The organism is Nocardia brasiliensis (assembly GCF_042691675.1).
In the GTDB taxonomy this organism is placed as follows: Bacteria; Actinomycetota; Actinomycetes; order Mycobacteriales; family Mycobacteriaceae; genus Nocardia; species Nocardia brasiliensis_D.
This window is the reverse complement of sequence record NZ_CP170507.1, coordinates 8236025-8262405: the sequence shown is the minus strand read 5'-3', so window position 1 is coordinate 8262405 and position 26381 is coordinate 8236025. Positions and strand designations below refer to the sequence as shown.

The following is a 26381-nucleotide window of genomic DNA, read 5'->3' as shown; positions in this document are numbered from 1 at the left end:
ATGCCCGCGAAAGTGATCATCGAATTCTGCTCTAAGTCCAGAACCTGGTCAGGTAGCTGCCGTAGCGCGACCAATCGGCCGCGACACCGGACAGTTCGAACAGCGAATACACCGCGTCGAAGAAGACCTGATTGATGGCGGGGGTGAACAGCAGTGCGAACAGGATCAGCATGCCGAACGGCTTGAACTGGTCGAGCGAACGCCGAGTCTGGTAACTGAGCGACGGTTCGAGAATCCCGTAGCCATCGAGTCCCGGCAGCGGAATCAGGTTCAGCAGCGTCGCGGTGATCTGCAGAAAGGCCAGGAAGCTCAGCCCGAACCAGAACGCGGGATGCGAACTCGCACTACCGAACAGCCGCACGATCAGCAACAGCAGCACCGCGCAGACCGCGTTCACCGCCGGTCCCGCGCCGCTGATGATCCGCTGGGTGCGCGGCGAGAAGTTGTGCGAGTGCACATATACCGCGCCGCCGGGCAGGCCGATGCCGCCCAGTGCGATGAACACCATCGGCAGCACGATCGACAACAGCGGATGGCTGTACTTCAACGGATTCAGCGTGAGATACCCGCGCAGTTCGACCTCGTGGTCACCGGCCCGCCACGCCGTGAACGCGTGCGCGAATTCGTGCAGGCACAGCGTGATGATCCAGCCGAACACCACCAGCACGAACACGCCGACCTTGGCGCGGGTGGAATCCACCTCGGCGTCCCAGGCCAGTACGCCGCCGACGATCGTGATGATGACGACGAGCAGGAAGATCGGGCTCGGTCGCACGGCGCGCGAGCGCCGGTCGGTGGGGAACTGGGCGGTCATCGGACCAGCAACCACGGCTCGTGATGCCGATAGAAACTCGACCGCGGCACCGTCCGTTCGGTGTGGATACCGTCCCGGGTGACCTCCGCGCCCGGCGTGCCGAGCTGGGCGGCGCGTCCTTCGACCCAGCGGCGCTTGCGCATGCCCTTCTGCACGGTGGCCCGCACGCCGGGCTGGTGCAGCATCGGCGAGACGAGCATGGCGGTGACCTTGCCGGAGAACAATTGAACGTCGTCCACGTAAGCCTCGCCCTCCAGCTTTTCCGCACCGGCCCCGGTGATCTTGGCGCGGCCGATCAGCACCTGGCCGGTGTCGTCGCGGATCAGCGGTACCTCGGTGGCGCGGCCGTCGATGGCCCGCTTGGCGGCGGCGTTGCCGGTGCCCGTCTGGTAGGCGCGGGAGCCGTAGGTCTTCTCGACCGGCACATAGCCGATCTCCACGTGCAGCCGTTCGGTGCGCATCAGGTGGGTCAGCACCGCGGCGAGCGCGGCGTCGTCACCGAGCACGATGAGTCTGGGCAGGCTGTCGGCCGCCAGTACCGGAAGTAGTTCATCGATCTCGGCGGTGTCGGGAATGGCGGCCGTCGAACTGCTCGGCAGCGCCGCGAGGGCGATAGGTACCGGTGCGCCGTCGCAACGGAGAACATGGGTACTCAAACTGCCGTACACCCTCCTCGGTTCGAGCCGACACGAGTCGGACCCTTCGCCAGTTCCGCCGAACCCTGCCCGGTTCCGACGGCTGCAACCATAGCCCTGCCCGGCCATGGCCACATGGTTGTCGAGCCTACGACTAGATCCGGTCCGACGCCGCCGCCGACGCGTCGACTAGACTGTGCTCCCGGCCACCGCCTCGATACGGCAGGTAGCTGCAACACTGGTGTTTACTCGCCCCGCCGGCTCTGCTGGCTGCCATCTCCCGGGTGTTGCACGTCGAACCGTAGGAGATACGACCATGCCGGCAATCGTCCTGATCGGCGCCCAGTGGGGCGACGAGGGTAAGGGCAAAGCAACCGATCTACTCGGTGGCCGGGTGCAATGGGTGGTCCGATACCAGGGTGGCAACAACGCGGGCCACACCGTGGTGCTGCCCAACGGCGACAATTTCGCGCTGCACCTCATCCCGTCCGGCATTCTCACTCCCGGCGTGACGAACGTCATCGGCAACGGCGTCGTCATCGATCCCGGTGTGCTGCTCGACGAACTGGCCGGCTTGGCGGAGCGCGGGGTCGACACCTCGGGTCTGCTGCTCTCCGCCGACGCGCACCTGATCATGCCGTACCACGTGGCCATCGATAAGGTCACCGAACGCTTCCTCGGCAACAACAAGATCGGCACCACCGGCCGCGGCATCGGCCCCTGCTACCAGGACAAGGTGGCCCGGGTCGGCGTGCGCGTCGCCGACGTGCTGGACGAGAAGATCCTCACCCAGAAGGTCGAGGCCGCGCTGGAGTTCAAGAACCAGGTGCTGGTGAAGATCTACAACCGCCGCGCGCTCGACCCGCAGCAAGTGGTCGACGAGGTACTGGAGCAGGCGGAGGGCTTCAAACACCGCATCGCTGACACCAGGCTGAAGCTGAACGTGGCCCTGGAGAACGGCGAGACCGTGTTGCTCGAGGGTTCGCAGGGCACCTTGCTCGACGTGGACCACGGCACCTACCCGTATGTGACGTCCTCCAATCCGACCTCGGGTGGCGCGGCGGTCGGCGCGGGCGTCGGGCCCAACAAGATCAACACGGTGCTCGGCATCCTGAAGTGCTACACCACCCGGGTCGGCTCCGGCCCGTTCCCGACCGAGCTGTTCGACGAGTTCGGCGCCTACCTGGCCAAGACCGGCGGCGAGGTCGGCGTCACCACCGGCCGGGCCCGGCGCTGCGGCTGGTTCGACGCGGTCATCGCCCGCTACGCGACCAGGGTCAACGGCATCACCGACTACTTCCTCACCAAACTGGACGTGCTGTCCAGCCTGGAGACGGTGCCGATCTGCGTCGCCTACGACGTAGACGGCGAGCGGGTCGAGCAGATGCCGACCACGCAGACCGGATTCCACCACGCCAAGCCGATCTACGAAGAGATGCCGGGCTGGTGGGAGGACATCTCCGGCGCCCGCACCTTCGAGGAACTGCCCGCCAACGCCCAGGCGTACGTGCTGCGGCTGGAGGAACTGTCCGGCGCCCGCATCTCCTGCATCGGCGTCGGGCCCGGTCGCGACCAGACCATTGTCCGGCACGACGTGCTGAGCTGACCGGCACCGTTGCGCCCAGCGAAATAGCTTGGCGGCCTAGGCGAGTCTGTGGCGTGTCGACCCGACGGACGGGCTGCGTGCCGGGAACGGTGTACGCGGATCGCTTCGATCATGATCGGTGAAGAACTAGAGTAATAGTTATGGCTCGGAACTGGCCGATGATCGAGCGCGTGACCGAGTTCGAGGCGATCCGCGCGGCCCTCACCGGCACGGAACATGTCGGCGCGGTCCTCACCGGCGATGCCGGTGTCGGTAAAACAACGCTGGCCAGACAGGCTACGGCCGCCGTCGGCGGCAATATTCGCTGGGTCGCGGGCACCGAATCGGCGCGCAGCATCCCGCTTGGGGTGTTCGCGCACATGGTGGGGGTCTATACGGCGCACGATCCGGTGACGTTCATGTCCGCGGCGCGCGAGGCGCTGCTCGCGGACGGGCACACCATCATCGGTGTCGACGACGCGCACCTGCTGGACCAGCTGTCGGCGACGCTGCTGTTGCAGCTGGCCATCGATAAAGCGGCGCACATCGTCGCCACGGTGCGCAGCGGGGTGCAGGTGCCCGACGCGGTGACATCGCTGTGGAAAGACGGCCACCTACTGCGGATCGACCTGAACCCGTTCACCCAGCGGCAGAGCGTCGACCTGGTGGAGTCGATGCTCGGCGGCCAACTCGAGGGCTTCACCGCCAATCTGATGTGGGAGTCCTCTGGCGGAAACGCGCTGTTCCTACGGCATTTGGTCGAGGGCGCGCTGGAGGCGGGCTCGCTGCGTCAGGTGAACGGCGTCTGGCAGCTACGCGGGCGGGCCGCGGTGACCTCGGAACTTGCCGCGCTGCTGGAAGATCGGGTCGAGCAGTTGCCACAGGACGTGCTGCACGTGCTGGAGTTGCTCACCTTCTGCGAGCCGATCGACCTCGACGTGCTGTGCGAATTGGCCGGCGAGGAGGCGGTGGAGTCCGCCGAAACCCGTGGCGTGATCCGGGTTGTCGAGAATTCGCACCAGCTGATCGTGCGGTACAACCACCCGCTGTTCGGTGAGGTGATCCGGCGCAGGCTCGGCATCGCCTCGGCCCGGCGGTTGCGCGGCCGGTTGTACTCCTCGCTCAAGGAGCGGCCGATCAACTCCGCCGCCGACCGGATCCGACTGGCCGAATTGGCTTTGGACAGTGATAAATCCGCTGACCTCGAGTTGTTCGAGGCGGCCGCCGCGGACGCCATCGGGCTGGCGAACCTGCCGCTGGGCGAGCGCTTCGCCAGGGCCGCGGTGGAACGGCGCGGTGGCCTGGAAGCCGCCGACCTGCTGGCCAGGGCGCTGCTGTGGCAGGGCCATCGGATCGAGGCCGAGCGCACGCTGGCCACCTTCGACCCTGATCAGCTCACCGAGGTGCAACTGGCCCGCTGGGGCAGCACTCGGGTGGCGAATCTGTTGTGGGCCATGGGCGATGCCGATCATGCCGATGAGGTGCTGACGCTGGTCCGGAGCAAGGTCGAGCATCCCAAGATCGTGGCCATCCTGGACGGGCTCGCCTCCGCGACCGCGGTCAACGAGAATCGGATCGACGCCGCGATCACCGAGGCGGAGAAGGCGATGGCGGTGAAAGGCGCACCGCCGTGGGCGATCTGGTGGGCGTCCTTCGGCGGTGGGCTCGCCTTGACGCTGATGGGGAGGGGGAATGCCGCCCTGCAATACGCGGCGCGCGGGCATGAGGTGGAAAGCGAGATCGACGGGCTCAACCGTTTCATGTCGACGCACGCCGAGGTGCTCGCCCTGGCCTTGACCGGCGATCTCGAAGAAGCCCGGCGTTGCGCCGCAGCCTATTTCGGATACTCCGCACCCGGCCAGTACCTGGCCTGGGGCATGTCGAAGATCTTGCAGGGCACCGTCGACGTGGCGCAGGGGCATTTCCCGGACGCCATCGAGAATCTGGAGCAGGCGCTGGCCGCGCTGGCCGCCGAGGGCGCGGCCGCCTGGATGTTTCCGGCGAGAATCCGGCTGGCCGAGGCCTATTCGGCGCTGGGACGGCCCACCGAAGCGGCCGAGGCGATCGGTGAAGCGACCGCGCGTGGCGGCAGGCACAGCGCCGTCTACGAACCCCAGCTCGAAATCGCCCGCGCTTGGCACGCGGCCGCCGAAGGTACGGTCACCCCGGCCATTCGCCTCGCGATGAGCGCGGCCGACGCGGCCGCCCGGTCGAATCAGCATGCGATCGAGGCGATGGCGCTGCACGCCGCTGCCCGGTTCGGCGACCATTCGGCGGCGGGCAGGCTCGCCGACCTCGCGGCTCGGGTGGACGGCAGGCTCGTCCAAGTCCAAGCCAGGCACGCGGTCGCTCTCGCCGCCCATGACGGTCCCGGATTGGACGCCGCCGCAACCGAATTCGAGCGGATCGGGGCCCTGCTGTCCGCGGCCGACGCGGCCGCTCAAGCGGCTTCCGCGCACGAGCGCGCGGGTGATCGTCGCCGTCTGCTGGAATCGGCCGCCTCCGCCAATCGGCTCGCCGCGGCGTGCGGCGGTGCGAGCACGCCCGCGCTGCGGCAGGCCGCGCAACCGCTGCCGTTGACCGCCCGCGAACGGGAAATCGCCAATCTCGTTGCGGCGGGGCTGTCCAACCGGCAGATCGCCGACCGCCTCACCGTTTCGGTCCGGACCGTCGAGGGGCATCTCTATCGGGCCTGCATCAAGATGGATGTCACCGATCGCGAGTCTCTGGGCGCGCTCATGCGCGGCGAATCATCTTCGAGCTGAACCGAACCGGGTGCCGGTACCGACGCGCCGCGTGCGTGTGGGCGGTTTTCGCGCCATGCTCATGCACTCTATCGACGGAGTAGTCACTTTCTAGCTAAATGCCTGAGTTGGCGTGAGTCCGGTCCGAGTGCGAAAATATCCGCTGCAATTCGGACAAATCGCAAGCTAAAGCTGCTGGCTGTTGGCTATGACAAAGCCGTTGCTCGACTTGACAGCATCCGATCAGCTACGGATAGGGTGCGAGCGCGCAGTACGCGGGGACGTGCTGGCTGACCCAACCTGATGGTGGTGCTTCGACGTGGCTCGTCGGTATCGAGAAGTGAACAATCCGGCAACCCGGCGCACCATGCGCCCGATCGTCGGCGCCTTCCCGCTGGCCATCGCGGTCGCCTGCGCGGGCGGGGCAGTCGCCGACCCCGGCACCCCCTCGCAGCCGGGCGTGACCACCCCGAGTGCCCCCACCGCTCCGCAGCGTTCACCCAGTCAGCCCGGCGTCACCAGCCCGAACCAGCAGGGTGCCATCGGTCCGAAGCCCGCTCCGGCCGACCCCGCCGACACGCAGAGCCTCAACTATGCCCGCCCGGTCCCCACGCCGGAACCGGCGCCACCGATCCAACCTCAGCAATTGCATGTCCCGCAGCCGGTCGAACCCGTCGCACCGATCGCGCCGCCCCCGCGCACTCTCCGCATCGGTGACTTCAGCGCGCCCGCCCCGGACGAGGTCCCCGACGATCTGCTCGACGGCGTCAACGGCACCGCCGCCGACGTCGAAGCCGCCATCGCCACCGGTGGTCGCTCCATCGGCATCAACCCCAGCCGGTCCGACAAGATCGCCGCGGCGACGGCCGCCGGTGCGGTCGGTGGCGCACTTGCCGGTGCCGCGATCGCGGGCATCCCGGCCGCCGTGGTCGGTGGGCTCGGTGGCGCCGCCATCGGTGCCGGTGTGGGCGCGGGCATCGGCTTCGCGGTCGGCGTCGCGGGCACCACCGCCGCAGGCGCGATCGCGGCTGCCGCCGCGGGCATCCCGACCGCGGGCGCGGGCGCGCTTCCCGCGGTGGGCGCCGCCTTCGTCGCGGCCTGGCCGATCGCCGCCGCAAGCACCGGCGCGGGTGCCGCCATCGGTGCGGGCGTGGGCGCCGCGGCGGGTGCCGCGGTCCTCGGTCTCCCCGCCGCGGCAGTCGGCGGCGTCGCCGGAGGCATCCTCGGCGGCAGCGCGGGCGCGGGCTTCGGCGCCACGGCATAACTTCCGCCGTCGGTCCTCGCGCAACGGATACCGTTGTGCGGAATCCAGATCGATGGCCGTCGGAATGACATCGGCGCGGCGGCGAGTGCCGCGGGGCCGGCTGCGCCGACGGTTACCGGCCTAATTGATGTTTTCCGTTGTGCCGGTGAGGAATTCGCCTGCCGCCGGAGCGAGAAGGCCTACGTTCGGATTGTGGCTGAGCTTCGGGATTTCCTGGAACTCGGCGTCGGGCAGGACGGCGGCGATTGCTCTGGCGCCCTTGCGGAGTAACGCATCGCTCTTGGCGCCCGCGATTACCAGCGTTTGGGCTTTGACGCCGACCCAGTCTTCGGGGCGGAGTGGTTCGCCGCGCATGAACTCGTGCATGACGGCCCAGTCGTGCGGGGTCGAGTTCGCGGTGGCCAACAGGTGCTTCCAGAACGGTGTGAAGCGCATGACGGTGACCAGCGCGCGGGGGATGCCCATCGCCTTGGTCATATAGAAGCGCACGGTTTCGGCCCGGCGATCGGTGGCGACCAGCTCGTGCAGCGTCGTCGCCAGGTCGGCGGGCGGGACGAAGCCGTCCTGGTCCACTACGAACGGCGGCTCGAAGGCGACGACCTTGGTGACTCCCAGGATCCGGCCGGAACCGGCCGCCCGCAGCGCCAGCGCCGCGCCGGACGACCAGCCGAACAGCGTCGCCGACCCGCCCACCGCCTCGACCAGCGCGGCGATGTCGTCGATCTCCCGTTCGACGTCGTAGCCGGTCGAGTCCCCGCTGTCGCCGCGGCCGCGCCGGTCGTAGTTGACGACGGTGAGGCCGTACTGCTCATTGAGCGCCTCGGCCAGCTCGACCATCTTGCCGAACTTCCGGTAGCCGAAGGCGCCGCCGATCAGGATCACTGTCCCGGCGTGGCCCTCGTAGCGGTCGTACGCGATCACGGTTCCGTCGGCGGAGGTCACGGTCTCCACAACTGTCTCACTTTCGAAGAGGGTGTCGGCCAACGCTCGCGTTGGTGCCGGTGCCTATTCAGACGGTGCTGGGTGAATGGATTCATCGACGGCTGTGGCGACCGACCCGAACCCCGCGAAGTCTGTGATGCTGCTCACTATGCCGTTCCGGCGCCGGACAGGCCCGTGAACGTTATGTACGGAAGTCGGCTCGCTCAGAACAGCGTTGGTTCACCGAACCCCGGCGTGCGTTCGATTTCCAGCAGCCGTTGCTTGGTGGTGACGCCGCCGGGCGCGGAGAAACCGGTCAGGGCATTGTCGGCGGCGAGCACTCGGTGGCACGGGATGATGAGGGGAATCGGATTGCGGCCCAAGGCTTGTCCGACGGCTTGCGCGGCGCCCGGCGCGCCGATGCGATCGGCCACCTGGCCGTAGGTGAGGGTGTACCCCGGCGCGATGGCGCGGGTGACCTCGTAGACGGCGCGGTGGAATTCCGGAATCCCGCTGGTGTCCAGGGGGATCCAGCGCAGGTCGTCGAGTTCGCCGGCCAGGTGGGCGCGAATGCCGGTGATGGCCTCGGCGATCACGCCGGTGGGGGGCTCTTCGCGGACCTCGTCGTCCGGCAGGCCGGCGCGGCGGCGCGTGATGCGCGCACGGGTTGCGGCCGGGCTTGCCTCGGGGAGCTGGAACCGGATCACGGTCGCACCGCTCCACGCGATCGCGCAGATGCCGATCGTGGTGTCGAAGAGTGTTGCCTCGGCGGGCAGGCAACTGGGGTCGATCATGGTGTCAGTGTGCACCGACGGTCCGACAAGTCCAGACATATCAGTCCAGTTTTGCTCAACTGGCCTTACGGTGGATCGGCGTCATCTTCGGCCGTGCCGGAGCGGCCTTCGACTCGGTGTCGTCGGCTTCCCGAATGCTCGACAGCGGCGCATCCGGCGCATCCCTGCGCCCATAGATCGCGGTCAGATCCGCGTAGCGCCGCTGCTCATCGTAATACGATGAGGGCCAGTCGGACATCGGCGAACGTGGCTGGAACCGTTCCAGGCGGAATGCCCGTTCGGCGCCCTTCGGTATATAGCGATAGATCAGGTAGCCGAAGACGACCACGATGATCACGGAGACGAATGTGCTCATCTGGCTAGCGTGCGCGCGACTGGCCTTGCTTTAAATATCCACTCCCTCAATACTGGACCTTATGGCGACGAGAGTTATCGGAGCGGGCACCCTGGCTCGTGACCTGGGCCGGTGGCGGAATGTGAACGACGACGGCGAGGCCGAATCGTCTCGGCGTCCCGCGCGCCCGGCGTATCTCGCGCTGGCCGAGGGCATTCGGCTGCTGATCCATGACGGGCGGGCACCGCTCGGTGTCGCGCTGCCCAGCGAGCGCGATCTCGCGGCCACCCTCGGGGTCAGTCGCACGACGATCACCTCCACCTACTCCCTGCTCCGCGAGAACGGCTACCTGATCAGCCGCCAGGGCTCGCGCAGCACCGTGGCCCTGCCGCGGGACGTGCAGCACGACGGCAGCAAACCGGCCAGGAGCATCCTGGCGATGATGGCGGCCTCCGAGCTGCCGACCATCGACATGACCTATGCCGCGATGGCCGCGCCGATGGAAATGCAGGAAGCGTATTCGGTTGCGCTGGAGGGCCTTCCGGCCTACCTGGGCACCCACGGCATGGACCCGGTCGGCGTGCTCGCGCTGCGGGAGGCGATCGCCCGCCGCTTCACCGAACGCGGTCTGCCCACCGAGCCGGACCAGATCCTGGTCACTCTCGGTGCCCAGCACGGCCTGCGTTTGCTGCTCAATGTGCTCACCGCGCCCGCCGCCCGGGTGCTCATCGACCATCCCACCTACCCGAACGCCATCGAGGCGATCCGGGACGTCGGCGCCCGGCCGGTGCCGGTGCCGTTGCGCCCCGAGTCGCCGGAGCAGGGCTGGGATCTGGACGGAATCCGCAGTGCCGCAAGGCAGACCGCGGCCAGCCTGGCCTACCTGGTGCCGGACTTCAACAACCCGACGGGCCTGCTGCTCGACGCGGACGGGCGCGCGGAACTGGCCGCCATCGCCAGGGAAACCAGGATGACCGTGGTGATCGACGAGTCGATGGCCGATCTGCACCTCGCCGGTCAGGCCCAGCAGCCGCCGGTTGCCGCCTTCGCCAAGGGCAACGAGATCGTCACCATCGGTTCGGCTTCGAAGTCGTTCTGGGGCGGCCTGCGGGTCGGCTGGATCCGCACCAATCAGCCGCTGATCACCAAACTGCTCGGCATCCGCTCCACAGTCGACCTGGGCACCCCGGTGATGGACCAGTTGGCCACCGTCCACCTGCTGGCCAATGCGGGCACCATCCTCGACCGCCGGCGCGACCAACTGCGTGCCCAGCGGGCCGCGCTGATCGACGCTGTCGCCGAAGAGCTTCCGGACTGGCGGCTCAACTACGGCGCGGGCGGCATGTCCGTGTGGGCGCAGCTGCCTGCCCCGGTGTCCACCGCGCTGGCCGCCACCGCGCCCAACCATGGCGTATTGCTCGCTGCCGGGCCGCGATTCGGGGTTCAGGGCGCATTCGAACGCTTTATCCGCCTGCCGTTCACGCACCAGGAACCCGAACTCCGGTTGGCAGTCAAGGCAATTGCCGCGGCCTACGACGCGTTGACACCGCGCGCCGCCGACGCGCTCCAGCCGCTCACCTGCTACTGATTCAGCTCTACGACTGACTTGGGCTGTGTGGGTGCCGAAGCATCCCGAGGGATTCGGATTCTGGCGGCGGCTGCCGGGCAACGGATCCCAAGCCGAGGTCCAGTGCTGCCCTACTGGCGTCGGCCGGTGCCCACGCCACCGAGCAGGGTGTCGATGACCCGCCCCGCCAGGGTGTCCGGGTCGGTGGACCGGTCCAGTTCCGTGTTGCCGTGCACGGTCTCGGCGATCAGCGCGAGGTAGACCCGGCGCACCCAGACCGGGTCGGCCTCGGCGGCGATCAGGCCGTCCGCGCGCGCCCTGGCCAGCACCGCATCGCATTTCGCGAAGACGGCCGTCTGTAGGGCGGCGACCTCGGGATCGGTGCTGTCGACGCGGTCGAGTGCGTACGACGCCCCGTACTTGATCTCGATGACATTGGCGGTGGCCTGATGCAGCGCGACCAGTGGCGGTGCCGTCTGCGGCCGCGCGGCATCCACCGCCGCCTCGATCCGTCGCCACGCGGCGACGGCCATGGTGCGCACCAGGTCGTCGCGGTTGGCGAAGCGACGGTGCACGGTGGTCCGGGCGACTCCGGCGGCCTCGGCGATCTGTTCCAGTGTCGCGTTGGGGTTCTCGCTCAGCACTCGCTCCGCCGCATCCAGGATGACGCGGACGGTGCGTTCGGCGTCGGCGCGCAATGGTCGGGCGGACGGGGACGGCATCGGGGCTCCTCTTCGCTGAGATCTCCTCGACATAGTACATGTGAGCTGCCGTTTCTCTACTATCTGCAACATCAGAGTTGCAGTTAGTAGAAATTCGGCTACTCTCATGTTGCAACCGACGTGAGGAGTCAGACATGACCAGCTCAGGAAAAACCGCTCTCGTCACCGGCGCATCGTCGGGCATCGGCGCGGAGTTCGCTGCCGCCTTGGCCGCCCGCGGCGACGACCTCGTTCTGGTCGCCCGCTCGCTGTCGCGGCTGGAAGACCTTGCCGCACAACTGCGCCAGCGGCACGGCATCCGTGTCGAGGTGATCGGCCAGGACCTCACCATGCCCGACGCGGCTACCCAGGTGGTGAACGAGCTTGCCGCACGGCAACTTTCGGTCGACCTGCTGATCAATAACGCGGGATTCGGCAGCGCGGGCCGTTTCGAAGACCTCGACGCCGATCGCGAACAGGCGCAACTGATGATCAATGTCGTTGCGCTGGCGGGACTTACCCGCCGACTGCTGCCCGACATGCTCGAGCGCGGCGGCGGCGAAATCATCAACGTCGCGTCGACCGCCGGTCTACAGCCCGCCCCGTACTTCGCGACCTACGCCTCCGGAAAAGCATTCGTGCTGAACTTCAGCCTGGCGCTGTGGAGCGAATATCACGGCCGCGGCATCAAAGTTCTCGCGGTCTGCCCCGGCCCGACGGAGACCCCGTTCTTCGAAACCGTCGGTACTCACGACGCGGCCCTCGGCCGCATGGGAACTGCCGCCCAGGTGGTCCGGACCTCGCTACGTGCACTGGAACGCAACAAGGGCTACGTCGTTCCTGGCGTGTCGAATTTCGCTGCCGCGCACTTGATGCCGCGGCGCCCGCGGACCTTGGTGGCCCGGATTGCCAAGCTGGTTACTCGCGGCGTAGCCGACGGTGGCCGTCCGATCAACGCGGGGTCCGCATCGGTCGCCGCTTGATTCGACTACCCGTGGATACGAAAAGGCCCCGGGCGTCGCCCGGGGCCCTCTACAGGCGAGAAGTCAGTTCGCCCAAACGGATTCGATCGGTGTCGCCTCCGTGGGTGGCGGGGTGGGGATGCCGTTCGGGGTACGCGAGAAGCGCGGGGCGGGCGCGTGCTGGGTGATGTTGTCGACCTCGATCAACGACCCGCGGGCCGCGATGTGTTCGTTCTTCGTGGCTTCCTCGAAGGTGAGGACCGGCGAGACGCACGCGTCGGTGCCGACGAAGATCGCCGCCCACTCGTCCCGGGTCTTGGACCGGAAGCGTTCCGCGAAAAGCTTTTTCAGCGTTTCCTGACCCGCCGGATCGATCTGGTAGGGCAGACCCTCGGGATCGATTTCCAGGCCCGCCAGCAGCTGCGCGTAGAACTGCGGCTCGATGGCGCCGACCGCCATGTACTTGCCGTCGGCGGTTTCGTAGGTGTCGTAGAACGACATTCCGGTGTCGAGCAGGTTCACGCCGCGCTCGTCGGACCACGCGCCGTGCCCGCGCATGCCCCAGATCATGTGCGAAAGGGCAAGTGCGCCATCGACCATGGCGGCATCGACGACCTGCCCCTTACCCGAGCTCTGCCGCTCGACCAGCGCGGCGAGCAGGCCGAACACCAAGAACATCGAGCCGCCACCGAAGTCGCCGACCATGTTCAGCGGCGGCACCGGGCGCTCACCCTTGCGGCCGATGGCGTGCAGCACGCCGGTGATGGAGATGTAGTTGATGTCGTGTCCGGCGCGATCGGCGAGCGGGCCCTCCTGGCCCCACCCGGTCATCCGCCCGTAGACCAGTCGCGGATTGCGCGCGAGCGCGGCGTCCGGGCCGAGCCCCATGCGTTCGGTCACGCCCGGCCGGAAGCCCTCGATGAGCACGTCCGCCTTCTCGATCAGCCCGAGCACCTTCTCGATATCGGCCGGGTCCTTCAAATTGGCCTCGACAATGGTCCGCCCGCGCAGTTGCGGGCGGTCGAATCCGCCCGGCAACTGGCCCGCGCGCTGGACCCGGACCACGTCGGCGCCCAGGTCGGCCAGCAGCAGTGCGGCGTGTGGACCTGGGCCGATGCCGGCCAGTTCGATGACCTTGATGCCCGCGAGCGGGCCCTTGACGGCGGTGGATGGAGTGCTCACGCGCTACCTCGGTTCGTCGTTGATCCAGCGCACCGGCGTCCCGGCGCTCCCGTCCGGAGCGGCCCGGCGGGTGTATTGACAGTATGACAATAACTTCGCACCGTCCTCTCGCACCCTTCGCTGTGCACCGGGCAACCCGGTACGTCACAATCCCAGCAGCGCGACAATCGCGGAGTGTCCGGTGAGCCAGCGCAGTGAGGTGGAGTCATGAGACAGCGCGCGCCGCGCACAACGGAGCCGAGCGCGGGCGAGGTGCGATCATGACTGTCGCGGGCGAGGTCGTCGTCGGCCTGGTCATCCTGGTCGGCCTGCTCGGCGTCATCATCCCGATCCTGCCCGGCGTCATTCTGATCTTTGCCGCCATCGCCGTCTGGGCCTTCCTGACCGGCGGCGCGACCGCATGGACCGTCTTCGCCGTCAGCGCCGCCCTGCTGGTCCTGTCCGGTGTCATCAAATACACCTGGCCCGGCCGCAAGATGAAAGACGCGGGCGTCGCCAACCGATCGCTCGTCCTCGGCGCGGTCCTCGGCATCATCGGCTTCTTCGTCATCCCCGTGATCGGCCTGTTCGTAGGCTTCGTCCTCGGCGTCTACCTCGCCGAACTCCACCGCCTCCGCATCCCCCGACAGGCCTGGCAGGCAACCCTGCACGCCCTCAAAGGCGTAGGCCTGTCCATCCTCATAGAGCTCTTCGGCGCCCTCCTCGCCACCGCCGTCTGGCTGATCGGCGCCATCACCACCTGACCCCGCCGCGGCATGTTCCTACGCCAACAGCCTTGCCTACCAGCGCTACTCGATGGTGGGGAATGGGATGGTATCCGCAGCTTGGAGTTTGGGGAGGGTGTCGCGGCGGATGGGGAGGGTCGGCTGGTCGCTGTGGTGCAGGGGGAGGGTGCGGGTCGGGTCGGCGGGGAGCGGGCGGACCCGGGCGGGGAGGCGGTAGAAGGAGCGGGCGTTGTCCTCGAGGACGGCGAACATGTCGGTGCCGACAACGTCGCAGATGAGGTCGACGTCGGAGTCCCGGAAGGGGCGGCCCGCGCGGGTGCCCGGCAGGTCGGTGCCGAACATCAGCGCCTCGGGATTGACCGCGTGGATGCGGCGCAGGGTGTCGGCGACATTCATCGCGACGCGGCCGAAGCCCGTTGCCTTCACCCGCGCGCCGCGGTCGACCAGATCGAGCAGAAAGGGCAGGCCCTCCTCGGACATGCCGAGATGGTCGACGGCGAAGACGGGAAGTTTGGAGATGACCGGCTGCAGCGAGGCGAGCATCTGACCGTCGATGTAGACCTCGACGTGCCAACCGACCAGTTCGTGCGCGCGCAGCGCCTGCAGCGTCATGCCGGTGATGTCCGCGGCGGCCCGCTTGAGATTGAACCGCAGGCCGCGCACGCCGATCCGGTCCAGTTCGATGATCTCGTCGTCGGTGGCGTCCAGGTCGAGCCTGGTCACGCCGACCCAGCCCGCGCCGAGTTCGGCGAGGGCCGCCTTCAGATAGGTCTGGTCGGTGCCCTGAAAGGAGCCGCTGACCACGGCACCGCCGCCGACGTCGAAGCGCGACATGCGCTTTCGATAGTCGGCGATGGTGAACGGGTCGGGCAGGTAGCCCTCGTTCTCGAACCGCGGGAACCGCGGATCGAAGATGTGGAGATGGGCATCGAACACCTGTACAGAATGCCTCAGGGAAACTAATTCTGCTGTCGCGGAGGTAACAGATTCTTCCCGAGCGGGCTCAGACCTTGTGCGGCTCGCTGGCCCGCAGCATGTCTTCCCGCTCGACCACCTTGACGCGCTCGCGGCCCTCGGGCTCGCCGAGCGAACGCTCGTGCGCGTCGAGGCGGTACCAGCCCTGCCAGGTGGTGAACGGAATGCCCTTGCTCTCCAGGAACTCGGTGACGGCGTCCAGCTCCGGCCGCGCGGCCGGGGTGAAGTTCGCGCTGTCGTCGAGCAGGCAGGCCACCGTCTCGTTGGCGTCGCCCTTGGTGTGGCCGATGAGGCCGACCGGGCCGCGCTTGATCCAGCCGGTGACGTAGGTGGCCGGGATGTAGCGGTCCGCGCCGTCGGCGTTCTCGTCGCCGATGACGCGCCCCGCCTCGTTGGGCACGGTGCCTGCCTGGTCGTCGAACGGCAGGTTGGTCAGGTTCTGCGAGAGGTAGCCGACGGCGCGGTAGACCGCCTGCACGTCCCATTCCTTGAACACGCCGGTGCCCTTGACGTTGCCGGTGCCGTCGAGCTGGGTGCGCTCGGTGCGCAGGCCGACCACCTTGCCGTTCTCGCCGAGGATCTCGGCGGGCGACTCGAAGAAGTGCAGGAACAGCTTGTGTGGCCGGTCGCCGACGTCGCGAATCGCCCACTGCTCCAGCGTGTTGGCGATCATGTCGACCTGCTTGGAGTGGCGGCGCGCGGCCTCGGAGCCTTCGTCGTATTCGATGTCCTCGGGATCGACGATGACCTCGATGGTCGGCGAGTGGTCCAGTTCGCGCAGCTCCAGCGGGGTGAACTTGGCCTGGGCCGGGCCGCGGCGGCCGAACACGTGCACCTCGACCGCCTTGTTGGCCTTGAGGCCCGCGTAGACGTTCGGCGGGATCTCGGTGGGCAGCAGCTCGTCACCGGTCTTGGCCAGCACCCGCGCCACATCGAGTGCGACATTGCCGACGCCGAGCACGGCGACCTTCTCCGCGTCCAGCGGCCAGGTGCGCGGCACGTCCGGGTGACCGTCGTACCAGGACACGAAGTCCGCGGCGCCGTAGGAGCCGTCCAGGCCGATGCCAGGGATGCCCAGCGCGCGGTCGGCGTTGGCGCCGGTGGAGAAGATGACCGCGTCGTAGAACGTGCGCAGATCATCGAGGGTGATGTCGGTGCCGTAGTCGATGTTGCCGAGCAGGCGCACCTGCGGCTTGTCGAGGACCTTGTGCAGGGCGGTGATGATGCCCTTGATGCGCGGATGGTCCGGCGCGACGCCGTAGCGGATCAGTCCGAACGGCGCGGGCATGCGCTCGAACAGGTCGATGCTCACCTCGGCATCGGACTTCATCAAGGCGTCGGCGGCGTAGATCCCGGCCGGTCCGGCGCCAACGATCGCGATGCGGAGCGGGCGGCTCGCTGCATTCTGTTCGGTCATCTTTTACGCGCACCCTTATGGTCGAGAACAATTACGGCGTCTTCCTTAGCCTAGGCTAAGTTACGCGCTGGCTGGTTGCACCTGTCGATGCGGACACTGAGGGTGTCGGCTCGTGGCCACCCCAGTCGCGGCTATGACAGCAGGCCGCAGTCCCGCGATTCTATCGGTGACGACGCGGACGGCCCTCGGCGGTGCGAGAACTGAGTGGATGCCGTCCGGCCCGTTCTGTCCGGGTTACCCGGCCGGGCCTGGTTGATCCGCGCGTGGCCGAGCGCACTTCACCAGGTGTCGCCGTCCGGGACGGGGGCGATCGCCGGATAACCCCGCCGACCAGGGATCATCGTCGTATGAGCGATCAGCAGTCACCCGCGGAAGACGAAGTCATCGTGGTCGATCAGACCGACAAGCGTTCGGTGGCGCCGTTCGTCGCGGCCGCCGTGCTCGCGGTGACCGTGCTCGTCGCGATCATCATCGGCGGGGTGCTGTCGCCCGCTGAGAAAAATGTCACAGAATCGGACAAGATCGCTGCCGCGGTGCGCAACTTCGTCGACGGCTCCAACAGCACCGAGATGGTGCCCCCACCAGGCACGGGATGCCCGGGCTTCGATCCGAAACGATCGCCGCTGGCCGGTCGGTCCGGCGCCGGAAAGACCGTGGAAATCACGAAACTCGTCGATCCGATGGTCGATGGCGACCGGGCGAAGGCCACGGTCACCACCAAAGTCGACGGCGACGAGTCGACCGCGACGTGGAATCTGACCCGCTCCGGCGACAAATGGCTGGTCTGTAATTGAGCATTCTCATACCGTGAGCAGCCGTTTGACAGGGTGACCCTTGTCCAGGCAATCTCAGCAGAAGGTCATGAGAACCAGTGTCAAGCCCCGGCAATACTGGTCGGCAACCCTCCTCCGCGGTGGGGTGCTCCGGGTGACGACCTGGCCGTGCGTCAAACCCGAGCGCGGCAAGTGCGGATTCTAGGAGGGTCCATATGAGTTATGCCGGTGACATCACCCCGCAGCAGGCCTGGGATCTGTTGCGGGACAACCCGGAAGCCGTTCTGGTCGATGTGCGTACCGAGGCCGAGTGGAAGTTCGTCGGCGTGCCCGACACCAGTTCGATCGAGCGCCCCACGGTGCTGATCGAGTGGGTCGACGCCACCGGGACGCGCAACAGCGAGTTCACCGAGCAGCTGGTCGCGGCGCTCGACGGACACGATCCGGACGCCCCGGTGATCTTCCTGTGTCGGTCCGGGCAGCGCTCCATCGGCGCGGCGATCGCCGCGACGCAGGCCGGGTTCGCCACCTCCTACAACGTGCTCGAGGGCTTCGAAGGCCCGGTCGACGAGCACGGGCACCGCGGCGGCAGTGGCTGGCGTGCCCTCGGCTTGCCCTGGCGGCAGTCATGAGCTGCTGTCCGATCGACGCGTTGTCGCGGAGCTCTGTCGTCAGGAGGCAGTCGTGATCACCGGTGGTGCGTTCGACAAGCCGTTACCCGATGGCGTCGGCCCCGCGACGCTCGGCGTGCGAGGAGGGTTGCGGCGTTCCGGTTTCGAGGAAACCAGCGAGGCGCTGTACCTGACGTCCGGTTTCGTCTACGAGAGTGCGGAGGCCGCCGAGGCCGCGTTCACCGGCGACGTCGAGCATTTCGTCTACTCCCGCTACGGCAACCCGACGGTCGCCATGTTCGAGGAGCGGATGCGGCTGCTCGACGGTGCCGAAGCGTGTTTCGCGACCGCGAGCGGAATGTCCGCGGTATTCACCGCTTTGGGCGCGCTGCTGGGGGCCGGTGATCGACTCGTGGCCGCGCGCAGCCTGTTCGGGTCCTGCTTCGTGGTGTGCAACGAGATCCTGCCGCGCTGGGGGGTGGAGACCGTCTTCGTCGACGGCGAGGATCTGGACCAGTGGGAGCGGGCGCTGTCCGTGCCCACCAAGGCGGTGTTCTTCGAGACACCGGCCAATCCCATGCAGACCCTCGTCGACGTGCGCCGGGTTACCGAGCTGGCGCACGCCGCGGGCGCGAAGGTGGTGCTGGACAACGTCTTTGCCACACCGCTGCTGCAGCGGGGCTTCGAACTCGGCGCCGACGTGATCGTCTATTCGGGCACCAAGCACATCGACGGCCAGGGCCGGGTGCTCGGCGGGGCCATCCTCGGCGAGAAGGATTACATCGAGGGTCCGGTGAAAACCCTGATGCGCCATACCGGTCCGGCGCTGAGCCCGTTCAATGCGTGGACCCTGCTCAAAGGCTTGGAGACAATGCCGCTGCGGGTGCGTCATTCGACCGAGTCCGCGCTGCGCATCGCCCGCTACCTGGAGACCAACAAGGCCGTCAGCTGGGTGAGATACCCCTTCCTGGAATCACATCCGCAACACGACCTGGCCACCAGCCAGATGAGCGCGGGCGGCACCGTGGTCACCTTCGAACTGAACGCCCCCGCGCACGAGGCCAAGAAGCGCGCCTTCGAAGTCCTCAACCGCCTCCGCATCGTCGACATCTCCAACAATCTCGGCGACGCCAAGTCCCTGATCACCCACCCCGCCACCACAACCCACCGCGCCATGGGCCCGGAAGGCCGCGCCACCATCGGCCTCACCGACGGCGTAGTCCGCATCTCGGTCGGCCTGGAGGACGTCGAAGACCTCCTCGCCGACCTCGACCGCGCACTGAGTTAGAACTGTCCGCATATCCCCGGCGCTACGCTGGGGATATGCGGATTTCGGTGGCAGCGGACGAACGCGTGGGGGTGGCCGACGAACTGGTCGCCGAGCTTGCCCGGCGGGGGCACGAAACGGTCTTGCACGGAGCCCTGTCCGACACCGAGCGCGACGACTGGGCGTGGGCGAGCGAGGCCGCGGCATGTGACGTCGCGCAGGGGCGGGCCGAGCAGGCGATCGTTTGTTGCTGGACCGGCACCGGTGCTTCGATCGCCGCGAACAAGGTCGACGGCGTACGCGCCGCGCTGTGCGCGGACGCCACTACCGCCGCGGGCGCCCGCAAGTGGAATGACGCGAATGTCCTTGCGCTGAGCCTGCGCTCGACGTCCAGCGCCGAACTCCACGAGATTCTCGACGCTTGGTTCGCCGGCGAGCCGAGTGCTGCCGCCGACGACCGCGCCAACATCGCGCACCTGTCGAAGATCGAACGCGGTCACTGAACCGAGCCCACAGACATTCCACACGCTGCACAGCCGTTAGAGCTTGTGTAGCGGGTATAGAAGCGCTGCGCTCTCAGTATTGACAGCATACTGTCATTTATGACAGGATGCTGTCATGACCGAGAAGACAGTTCACGTGGCCGTTTACAACACCTTCGCCGACTGGGAGATCGGCGCCATCACAGCGCATGTCAATCGGGAGATGTGGCAGCGGGAGCCGGGCAGGTGGCAGACGAAAACTGTTGGGCTGACCAGGGATCCGATCACGACGCTGGGTGGGATGCGGATCGTGCCGGACATGGCGCTGGCCGATCTGACACCGGCCGAGAGCGCGATGCTGATCCTGGCGGGTGCGGATACGTGGGAGACCGACGAGCTGATGCCGTTCGCCCGCAAGGCGCGCGAGTTCCTCGAGGCAGGTGTTCCGGTCGCGGCGATCTGCGGTGCGACCCTCGGGCTGGCCAGAGAAGGTCTGCTCGACACCCGCAAGCACACGAGCAACGTCAAGGAATTCCTGCTCTACAGCGGATACGCGGGTGTCGGCAACTATGTGGAGGAAGCCGCGGTGACCGACGGCGATCTGATCACCGCGAGCGGCACCGCGCCGTTCGAATTCGCTCGCGAAGCGCTCGGCAAGCTGGGCGTGTACGAGCCGCACGTGCTGGATGGGTGGTACCGGTTGTACGGACACTCCGACCCGGCGGGCTGGGCCGTTCTCGCCGAGTACGAAGAGCGGCGGTCGGGTGCGCACGTCGGGTGAGGAAGAATCACACGGCGATCCGGTCGAGCGGCCGGATCGCCAGGGAGGTGCACGTGACCAGGACCGAACAGGAGTTGTTCGCTACGGCCGCCATCACATCATTTCGATTGAACGGCCAGTTCCTCGCGATCGCCGAGGAATTGGCGCGCCCGGCCGGTCTCACGGCGGCGTGGTGGCAGGTGCTCGGCGCGGTGCTGCCCGCCCCGCTGCCGGTGGCGGGCATCGCCAGGGAAATGGGCATCACCCGGCAAAGCGTGCAACGCATCGCGGACCTGTTGGTGGACAAGGGACTTGCCGAGTACCGCCCGAACCCCGCACATCGCCGCGCCAAGCTGGTCGCGGTCACCGACGCGGGTCGCGAAGCGGTGCACCGGATCAACCCGCAGCATGCCGTGGTATCCCAACGGCTGGTGGCCGAACTCGGCTACGAACAGCTCGCCGCAACCGTGGACGCCCTCACCCGCCTGTCTACGGCCCTCGATGCCCTCGACACCCAAGAGCCCTGACACCGCATGATCAATGGGACATGACGGCGGCCGCACTCGCGAAATGCCTCGGTCATGTCCCGCTGATCATGCGAACGGGTCCTTGGTTCGGCCGACGAGGTCGGCGACGGAGTCGAGGACCATGGTCGGACGGTAGGGGTAGGCCTCGACGGACGAGCGGGTGGAGATGCCGGTGGTGACCAGGATGGTGCGCATGCCCGCCTCCAAGCCGGAGATGACGTCGGTGTCCATCCGGTCGCCGATCATCACCGTGGACTGGGAGTGCGCGCCGATCCGACGCAGCGCCGAACGCATCATCAGCGGGTTCGGCTTGCCGACGTAGTACGGGTCGCGGCCGGTGGCGCGGGTGATCAGCGCGGCGACCGAACCGGTCGCGGGCAGCGAGCCGTCGCGGGACGGGCCGGTGGGGTCCGGGTTGGTCGCGATGAAGCTCGCACCGCGCTCGATCAGGCGGATCGCGGTGGTGATCGCCTCGAAGGAGTAGTTGCGGGTTTCACCGAGCACCACGTAGTCGGGGTTGCTGTCGGTGAGCACGTAGCCGATCTCGTGCAACGCCGTGGTGAGGCCGGATTCGCCGACCACATAAGCGGTTCCGTTGGGGCGCTGGTCATCGAGGAAAGTGGCGGTGGCAAGGGCGGAGGTCCAGATGGCCTCCTCCGGGATGTCGAGTCCGGTGTGCCGCAGCCTGGCCTGCAGGTCGCGTGGGGTGCGAATGGAATTGTTGGTCAGCACCAGGAACGGGGTCTCATTGGCGCGCAGCTCGGCGAGGAACTCGTCGGCGCCGGGCACCAGTTGGTCCTCGTGCACCAGCACCCCATCCATGTCGGTCAGATAGGACAGGATCGGTTCGTCATCGGTCACCAAACAATTGTCCCACTACGGACGCAGCCGGACGGAGTCGTCCGTAGACCGCGCATGGCCGCAGCGGATGCGGAGGTACGCCTATCGGGCGCGAGCCTGGGGCATCTCCAGGTCAGTGCGACCCTTCGCACATCTGCGGGGGTCGCTGACTATGGTCGGAGATGGCTATATGACGCGCGGCGGAGAGTGCTCATGCGATCGCCGAGGCGCGGGAACGTCCGTGAGCCCGGGGCGGTTGTAGCGAGACGGGACCGCAGCGTGTCTGCGGCCGACAACGGAGTGCGGGAATGCCCGCACCGCAGGTGTGCAGCGAAGCGACAGGAGTGGCGCGCATGGGTGATCTCAAGCTCGGGTACAAGGCGTCGGCGGAACAGTTCGGGCCGCGGGAACTGGTGGAAATCGCGGTGCTGGCCGAGGAGCACGGCCTCGACAGCGCTACCGTGAGCGACCACTTCCAGCCGTGGCGGCACAAGGGCGGGCACGCGCCGTTCTCGCTGGCCTGGATGGCGGCGGTCGGCGAACGCACGCAACGGATTCAACTCGGCACCTCGGTACTCACCCCCACCTTCCGGTACAACCCGGCAGTGATCGCACAGGCCTTCGCCACCATGGGTTGTCTGTACCCCGATCGGATCATGCTCGGCGTCGGCACCGGCGAGGCGCTGAACGAGATCGCCACCGGCTACAAAGGCGAATGGCCGGAATTCAAGGAGCGTTTCGCGCGCCTGCGCGAGGCGGTCGACCTGATGCGCGCCCTGTGGACCGGCGACCGCGTCGACTTCAGCGGCGAGTACTACAACACCGTCGGCGCGTCCATCTACGACGTGCCCAAGGGGGGCATCCCGGTCTACGTGGCCGCGGGCGGACCGCTGGTCGCGCGCTACGCGGGACGTGCGGGTGACGGCTTCATCTGCACCTCCGGCAAGGGTATGGAGCTCTACACCGAGAAGCTGATGCCCGCCGTCGCCGAGGGCGCCGCGAAGGCAGGCCGCACCGTCGACGACATCGATCGGATGATCGAAATCAAGATCTCCTACGACACCGATCCCGAACTGGCGCTGGAGAACACGCGCTTCTGGGCACCGCTGAGCCTGACTCCGGAGCAGAAGCACAGCATCACCGACCCGATCGAGATGGAAACCGCCGCCGACGCCCTGCCGATCGAGCAGATCGCCAAGCGCTGGATCGTCGCCAGCGACCCGGACCAGGCCGTCGACCTCATCAAGCCCTACCTCGACGCCGGCCTGAACCACCTGGTCTTCCACGCCCCCGGCCACGACCAGCGCCGCTTCCTCGACCTCTTCCAGCGCGACCTCGCCCCTCGCCTGCGCGCCCTGGCCTGACCCCACAGACCGTCCACACGCTCCACAACCGTTGCACCCCTTGTGAAGCGTGTGGACCCTCTGTGGGTACCGCGCGCTCGCGGGCGTGCGTACGTGCCCTGGGATTTCCGCGTCACCAGCGTGCCGCGAACGGTCGTCGACCTCGCCAGGACCGTGCCTTGCGAGCAGGCCGTCGCCGTCGGTGACAGCGCACTGCACGCGGGCAAGACCACTCGGGACGAGCTACTCGCACAGCTGGCGCGCGCCGCGGGCAGGCCGGGCAATCCAGCGGCGCGGCGGGGGTCGCGTTCCTCGACGGCCGGTGGGAAAGCGTCGGCGAATCGCGTAGCCGAGTCGCCTTGTGCGCGGCGACTACGCCCGGTGGAGGGCGAAGATGCGCAGGTCGCGGGTGGTGCGGTCGCGGTAGGCGGCGTAGGCGCCGGTGATGTCGACGAAGCGGGCGAAGATCGCGTCCTTGTCTTCGGGCGCGACGAGGGTGGCGCGGACGGGGATGCGATGGCCCGCGATGGCGACGGTCGCGTCCGGGTTGGCCAGTAGGTTCGCGGTCCAGGCGGGGTGGCGTTGTTGACCGAAGTTGCTGCCGATCACGTAGAGCACGTCGCCGTCGTGCACGTAGAGCAGTGGCTGGGTGCGCGGCTGACCGGATTTGCGGCCGATGGTGGTGAGCAGGATCACCGGGGCGCCGATCGGGCCGAGCACGGTGTACTTGGCATCGGTGCGCTCGAGCAGGGCGCGGTCCAGCGGGGTGATCTTGCGAATACACCAGGAACCGGGCTTGGTAGCGGCGAATTTGTTCGCTACCCGGGACAGTACGTTGGTGCGCGAACCCCACTGCCGGTTCGGAAACTGCTCAGCCATGCCCGGACTATAGCGGTGCCGCGATGGGCCTGTCGCAGGCCGATTTTCCCCCGGTGAATGCGGGGATAACTCACCGGGGGCGGCCCGCACACCCACCCGGTCGGGCCGGACGCCAGGCCTGGCCGGAATCCGTGGCGGGGCGGACGAGCCAGCCCGGTAGCCGCTTGTTCACTAAGCTCTCGGGCATGGCCGATCATGCTCCCTCCACCGTGTATATCGCCTCGCCCGAGGGTGACACCGGGAAGTCGACGGTGGCGCTGGGGGCGCTGCAGATGCTGTGTGCGACCACCGCCCGGGTCGGCGTATTCCGGCCGATCACCAGGTCGACCACCGAACCCGACTACATCCTCGAGCTGCTGCTCGAGCACAGCACCGCCGACATCGACTACGCACAGGCCACCGGCGTCACCTACGAGCAGGTGCACGCCGATCCGGACGCGGCGATCAGCGAGATCGTGATGCGTTTCCACGAGGTCGCGAAGGTATGCGACGCGGTGGTGGTGGTCGGCAGTGATTACACCGATGTCGCCAGCCCCAGCGAGCTCCGTTTCAACGCCAGGATCGCGGTGAACCTCGGAGCACCGGTGCTGCTGGTGGTTCGCGGCTCGGGTCGGACCGCGGCCGAGGTGAAGCATCTGGCCGAACTGTGTGCGAGCGAACTCGCCCTGGAGCACGCGCAACTGGTCGCGATCATCGCCAACCGGTGCGACCCGGTCGAGCTCGACGAGATCGGCACCGCGTTGCAAAAATTCCCGGTGCCCTCGTGGACGCTGCCCGAAGTGCCGCTACTGATCTCGCCCACCATGGCCGAGCTGTGCAGCGCCATCGACGGCGAAATGTACAGCGGCGACCCGGAATTGCTGCAACGCGAAGCGCTGAAAATCATGGTCGGCGGCATGACGGCCGAGCACATTCTGGAGCGGCTGGTCGACGGCGTCGTGGTGATCGCGCCGGGCGACCGCTCCGACGTATTGCTCAGCGTCGTGAACGCCCATGAGGCCGAAGGCTTTCCGTCGTTGTCCGGCATCATCATGAACGGTGGCATGAAACCGCATCCCGCGGTGGCCCGGCTGATGACCGGCCTGAAGCCGAAGCTGCCCATTCTCACCACCGAACTCGGCACCTATGACACCGCCAGTGCCGCGTACCGCACCCGCGGCCGCATGTCGGCGGGCAGCCCGCGCAAGGTCGACACCGCACTCGCGCTGATGGAGGAGCACGTCGACGCCGCGGAGTTGTTGCGGCGCATCGAAGTTCCGCTCACCAGCGTGGTGACCCCGCAGATGTTCGAATACCAGCTCATCGAACGGGCCAGGGCCGACCGCAAACGCATCGTGCTGCCCGAGGGCGACGACGACCGCATCCTGCGCGCGGCGGGCCGGGTGCTGCAACGCAAGATCGCCGACCTGGTGATCTTGGGTGACGAGCAGTCGGTGCGGGCCCGCGCCGCCGAACTCGGCGTCGACATCTCCGCCGCGCAGGTGCTCGATCCGCGCACCTCCGGCCACCTGGACGATTTCGCCAAGGAGTACACCGAGCTGCGCAAGCACAAGGGCATGACCGTCGAGCGCGCCCGCGAAACCATGGCCGACATCTCGTATTTCGGCACCATGATGGTCTACAAGGGAATTGCCGACGGCATGGTGTCGGGTGCCGCGCACACCACGGCGCACACCATCCGGCCGTCGTTCGAGATCATCAAGACGGTGCCGGGGGTGTCCACCGTTTCCAGCGTGTTCCTCATGTGTCTGGCCGACCGGGTGCTCGCCTACGGCGACTGCGCGGTGGTCCCCGACCCGACGTCGGAGCAGTTGGCCGATATCGCGATCTCCTCGGCGGGCACGGCCGCCCGGTTCGGCATCGAACCGCGGATCGCGATGCTGTCCTACTCGACCGGCGAATCCGGCACCGGCGCGGACGTGGACAAGGTGCGGGTGGCGACCAAGCTGGTTCGCGAGCGGGCGCCGAAGCTGCCGGTGGAGGGCCCGATTCAGTACGACGCGGCGATCGAGCCGACCGTGGCCACCACCAAGCTGCCCGATTCCGAAGTCGCCGGGCGTGCAACGGTATTCGTGTTTCCGGACCTCAATACCGGCAACAACACCTACAAGGCGGTGCAGCGCAGCGCGGGGGCGATCGCGATCGGTCCGGTGTTGCAGGGCTTGCGCAAGCCGGTCAACGACCTTTCCCGTGGGGCGTTGGTTGCCGACATCGTCAATACCGTGGCGATCACGGCGATCCAGGCGCAGGGCGAGTGACGGTGTCTTTCGGGACACAGC

At 67.6% G+C, this 26381-nt stretch carries 25 protein-coding genes and 1 riboswitch; of the genes, 14 read left to right on the top strand and 11 right to left on the bottom strand.

All coding sequences use genetic code 11. The annotated features are described in order from the left end of the window. Positions 1-31: 31 nt before the first annotated feature. Both ACFK0J_RS38110 and ACFK0J_RS38105 read right to left on the bottom strand, forming a co-directional pair. Complete coding sequence (locus ACFK0J_RS38110; protein ID WP_378734516.1) at positions 32-814, bottom strand: site-2 protease family protein; 783 nt, start codon at positions 812-814, stop codon at positions 32-34. Then, positions 811-1470 carry a hypothetical protein gene (locus ACFK0J_RS38105; RefSeq protein WP_378734515.1) on the bottom strand — a complete coding sequence of 220 codons (660 nt, stop codon included), beginning with the start codon at positions 1468-1470 and terminating at the stop codon, positions 811-813. The genes ACFK0J_RS38110 and ACFK0J_RS38105 overlap by 4 nt, the downstream gene beginning before the upstream one ends. Positions 1471-1765: 295 nt before the next feature. On the opposite strand from ACFK0J_RS38105, the gene ACFK0J_RS38100 reads away from it, so the two are divergent. The 3 genes from ACFK0J_RS38100 to ACFK0J_RS38090 all read left to right on the top strand — a co-directional run bounded on the left by ACFK0J_RS38100 (position 1766) and on the right by ACFK0J_RS38090 (position 7042). Further along, positions 1766-3055, top strand: coding sequence for an adenylosuccinate synthase (locus ACFK0J_RS38100; RefSeq protein WP_378734514.1), 1290 nt, complete (start codon positions 1766-1768; stop codon positions 3053-3055). Positions 3056-3195: 140 nt separating this feature from the next. Further along, complete coding sequence (locus ACFK0J_RS38095) at positions 3196-5799, top strand: LuxR C-terminal-related transcriptional regulator (protein WP_378734513.1); 2604 nt, start codon at positions 3196-3198, stop codon at positions 5797-5799. Positions 5800-6097: 298 nt separating this feature from the next. Continuing rightward, positions 6098-7042, top strand: a complete 945-nt coding sequence (locus ACFK0J_RS38090) for a hypothetical protein (RefSeq protein WP_378734512.1) — start codon at positions 6098-6100, stop codon at positions 7040-7042. A 120-nt stretch (positions 7043-7162) separates the two neighbouring features. On the opposite strand, the gene ACFK0J_RS38085 is transcribed toward ACFK0J_RS38090, so the two are convergent. The 3 genes from ACFK0J_RS38085 to ACFK0J_RS38075 all read right to left on the bottom strand — a co-directional run bounded on the left by ACFK0J_RS38085 (position 7163) and on the right by ACFK0J_RS38075 (position 9112). Further along, complete coding sequence (locus tag ACFK0J_RS38085; protein WP_378734511.1) at positions 7163-7993, bottom strand: alpha/beta fold hydrolase; 831 nt, start codon at positions 7991-7993, stop codon at positions 7163-7165. Positions 7994-8187: 194 nt separating this feature from the next. Continuing rightward, positions 8188-8754 (bottom strand): methylated-DNA--[protein]-cysteine S-methyltransferase, encoded by a 567-nt coding sequence (locus tag ACFK0J_RS38080; RefSeq protein ID WP_378743305.1) that lies wholly within the window; start codon positions 8752-8754, stop codon positions 8188-8190. Positions 8755-8812: 58 nt separating this feature from the next. After that, entirely contained in the window at positions 8813-9112 is a 300-nt protein-coding gene (locus ACFK0J_RS38075) for a hypothetical protein (protein ID WP_378734510.1), read from the bottom strand. Positions 9113-9173: 61 nt separating this feature from the next. Here ACFK0J_RS38075 and ACFK0J_RS38070 point away from each other — a divergent pair, with 61 nt between their 5' ends. Next, positions 9174-10679, top strand: a complete 1506-nt coding sequence (locus ACFK0J_RS38070; protein WP_378734509.1) for a PLP-dependent aminotransferase family protein — start codon at positions 9174-9176, stop codon at positions 10677-10679. Between the two features lie 110 nt (positions 10680-10789). On the opposite strand, the gene ACFK0J_RS38065 is transcribed toward ACFK0J_RS38070, so the two are convergent. Further along, the gene (locus ACFK0J_RS38065; RefSeq protein ID WP_378734508.1) at positions 10790-11380 is read right to left on the bottom strand and encodes a TetR/AcrR family transcriptional regulator; all 591 of its coding nucleotides are present in this window, start codon (positions 11378-11380) and stop codon (positions 10790-10792) included. A gap of 134 nt (positions 11381-11514) precedes the next feature. Here ACFK0J_RS38065 and ACFK0J_RS38060 point away from each other — a divergent pair, with 134 nt between their 5' ends. Then, positions 11515-12342 (top strand): SDR family NAD(P)-dependent oxidoreductase, encoded by an 828-nt coding sequence (locus ACFK0J_RS38060; protein WP_378734507.1) that lies wholly within the window; start codon positions 11515-11517, stop codon positions 12340-12342. Positions 12343-12405: 63 nt separating this feature from the next. Here the strand turns inward: ACFK0J_RS38060 and ACFK0J_RS38055 are convergent, their stop codons facing one another. Beyond that, complete coding sequence (locus ACFK0J_RS38055) at positions 12406-13503, bottom strand: CaiB/BaiF CoA transferase family protein (RefSeq protein ID WP_378734506.1); 1098 nt, start codon at positions 13501-13503, stop codon at positions 12406-12408. Positions 13504-13763: 260 nt separating this feature from the next. On the opposite strand from ACFK0J_RS38055, the gene ACFK0J_RS38050 reads away from it, so the two are divergent. Further along, entirely contained in the window at positions 13764-14246 is a 483-nt protein-coding gene (locus tag ACFK0J_RS38050) for a DUF456 domain-containing protein (RefSeq protein WP_378734505.1), read from the top strand. 45 nt (positions 14247-14291) lie between these two features. Here ACFK0J_RS38050 and ACFK0J_RS38045 read toward each other — a convergent pair whose 3' ends face one another. Both ACFK0J_RS38045 and ACFK0J_RS38040 read right to left on the bottom strand, forming a co-directional pair. Beyond that, positions 14292-15164: an amidohydrolase family protein gene (locus ACFK0J_RS38045; protein ID WP_378734504.1), complete on the bottom strand. Its 873-nt coding sequence runs from the start codon at positions 15162-15164 to the stop codon at positions 14292-14294. A 67-nt stretch (positions 15165-15231) separates the two neighbouring features. Beyond that, on the bottom strand, positions 15232-16620 hold the full coding sequence (locus tag ACFK0J_RS38040; RefSeq protein ID WP_378734503.1) for an FAD-dependent oxidoreductase: 1389 nt from the start codon (positions 16618-16620) through the stop codon (positions 15232-15234). Positions 16621-16967: 347 nt separating this feature from the next. Here ACFK0J_RS38040 and ACFK0J_RS38035 point away from each other — a divergent pair, with 347 nt between their 5' ends. From ACFK0J_RS38035 to ACFK0J_RS38010, 6 genes are all read left to right on the top strand, one after another. Further along, positions 16968-17414, top strand: a complete 447-nt coding sequence (locus ACFK0J_RS38035; RefSeq protein WP_378734502.1) for a hypothetical protein — start codon at positions 16968-16970, stop codon at positions 17412-17414. 63 nt (positions 17415-17477) lie between these two features. Beyond that, positions 17478-17594, top strand: a riboswitch (SAM riboswitch). 14 nt (positions 17595-17608) lie between these two features. After that, positions 17609-18025, top strand: coding sequence for a rhodanese-like domain-containing protein (locus ACFK0J_RS38030; protein WP_378734501.1), 417 nt, complete (start codon positions 17609-17611; stop codon positions 18023-18025). A 52-nt stretch (positions 18026-18077) separates the two neighbouring features. Continuing rightward, complete coding sequence (locus ACFK0J_RS38025; RefSeq protein ID WP_378734500.1) at positions 18078-19292, top strand: O-succinylhomoserine sulfhydrylase; 1215 nt, start codon at positions 18078-18080, stop codon at positions 19290-19292. A gap of 35 nt (positions 19293-19327) precedes the next feature. Next, complete coding sequence (locus tag ACFK0J_RS38020; RefSeq protein ID WP_378734499.1) at positions 19328-19774, top strand: RpiB/LacA/LacB family sugar-phosphate isomerase; 447 nt, start codon at positions 19328-19330, stop codon at positions 19772-19774. A 115-nt stretch (positions 19775-19889) separates the two neighbouring features. Next, on the top strand, positions 19890-20534 hold the full coding sequence (locus ACFK0J_RS38015; protein WP_378734498.1) for a type 1 glutamine amidotransferase family protein: 645 nt from the start codon (positions 19890-19892) through the stop codon (positions 20532-20534). A gap of 53 nt (positions 20535-20587) precedes the next feature. Further along, entirely contained in the window at positions 20588-21040 is a 453-nt protein-coding gene (locus tag ACFK0J_RS38010) for a MarR family winged helix-turn-helix transcriptional regulator (protein WP_378734497.1), read from the top strand. Between the two features lie 66 nt (positions 21041-21106). On the opposite strand, the gene ACFK0J_RS38005 is transcribed toward ACFK0J_RS38010, so the two are convergent. After that, the gene (locus ACFK0J_RS38005; RefSeq protein WP_378743303.1) at positions 21107-21862 is read right to left on the bottom strand and encodes an HAD-IIA family hydrolase; all 756 of its coding nucleotides are present in this window, start codon (positions 21860-21862) and stop codon (positions 21107-21109) included. A gap of 371 nt (positions 21863-22233) precedes the next feature. On the opposite strand from ACFK0J_RS38005, the gene fgd reads away from it, so the two are divergent. After that, positions 22234-23244, top strand: coding sequence for a glucose-6-phosphate dehydrogenase (coenzyme-F420) (fgd, locus tag ACFK0J_RS38000; protein WP_378734496.1), 1011 nt, complete (start codon positions 22234-22236; stop codon positions 23242-23244). 351 nt (positions 23245-23595) lie between these two features. Here fgd and ACFK0J_RS37995 read toward each other — a convergent pair whose 3' ends face one another. Further along, entirely contained in the window at positions 23596-24102 is a 507-nt protein-coding gene (locus ACFK0J_RS37995; protein ID WP_378734495.1) for a nitroreductase family deazaflavin-dependent oxidoreductase, read from the bottom strand. 185 nt (positions 24103-24287) lie between these two features. Here ACFK0J_RS37995 and pta point away from each other — a divergent pair, with 185 nt between their 5' ends. Further along, the gene (gene pta, locus ACFK0J_RS37990) at positions 24288-26360 is read left to right on the top strand and encodes a phosphate acetyltransferase (protein WP_378734494.1); all 2073 of its coding nucleotides are present in this window, start codon (positions 24288-24290) and stop codon (positions 26358-26360) included. Positions 26361-26381 lie beyond the last annotated feature (21 nt).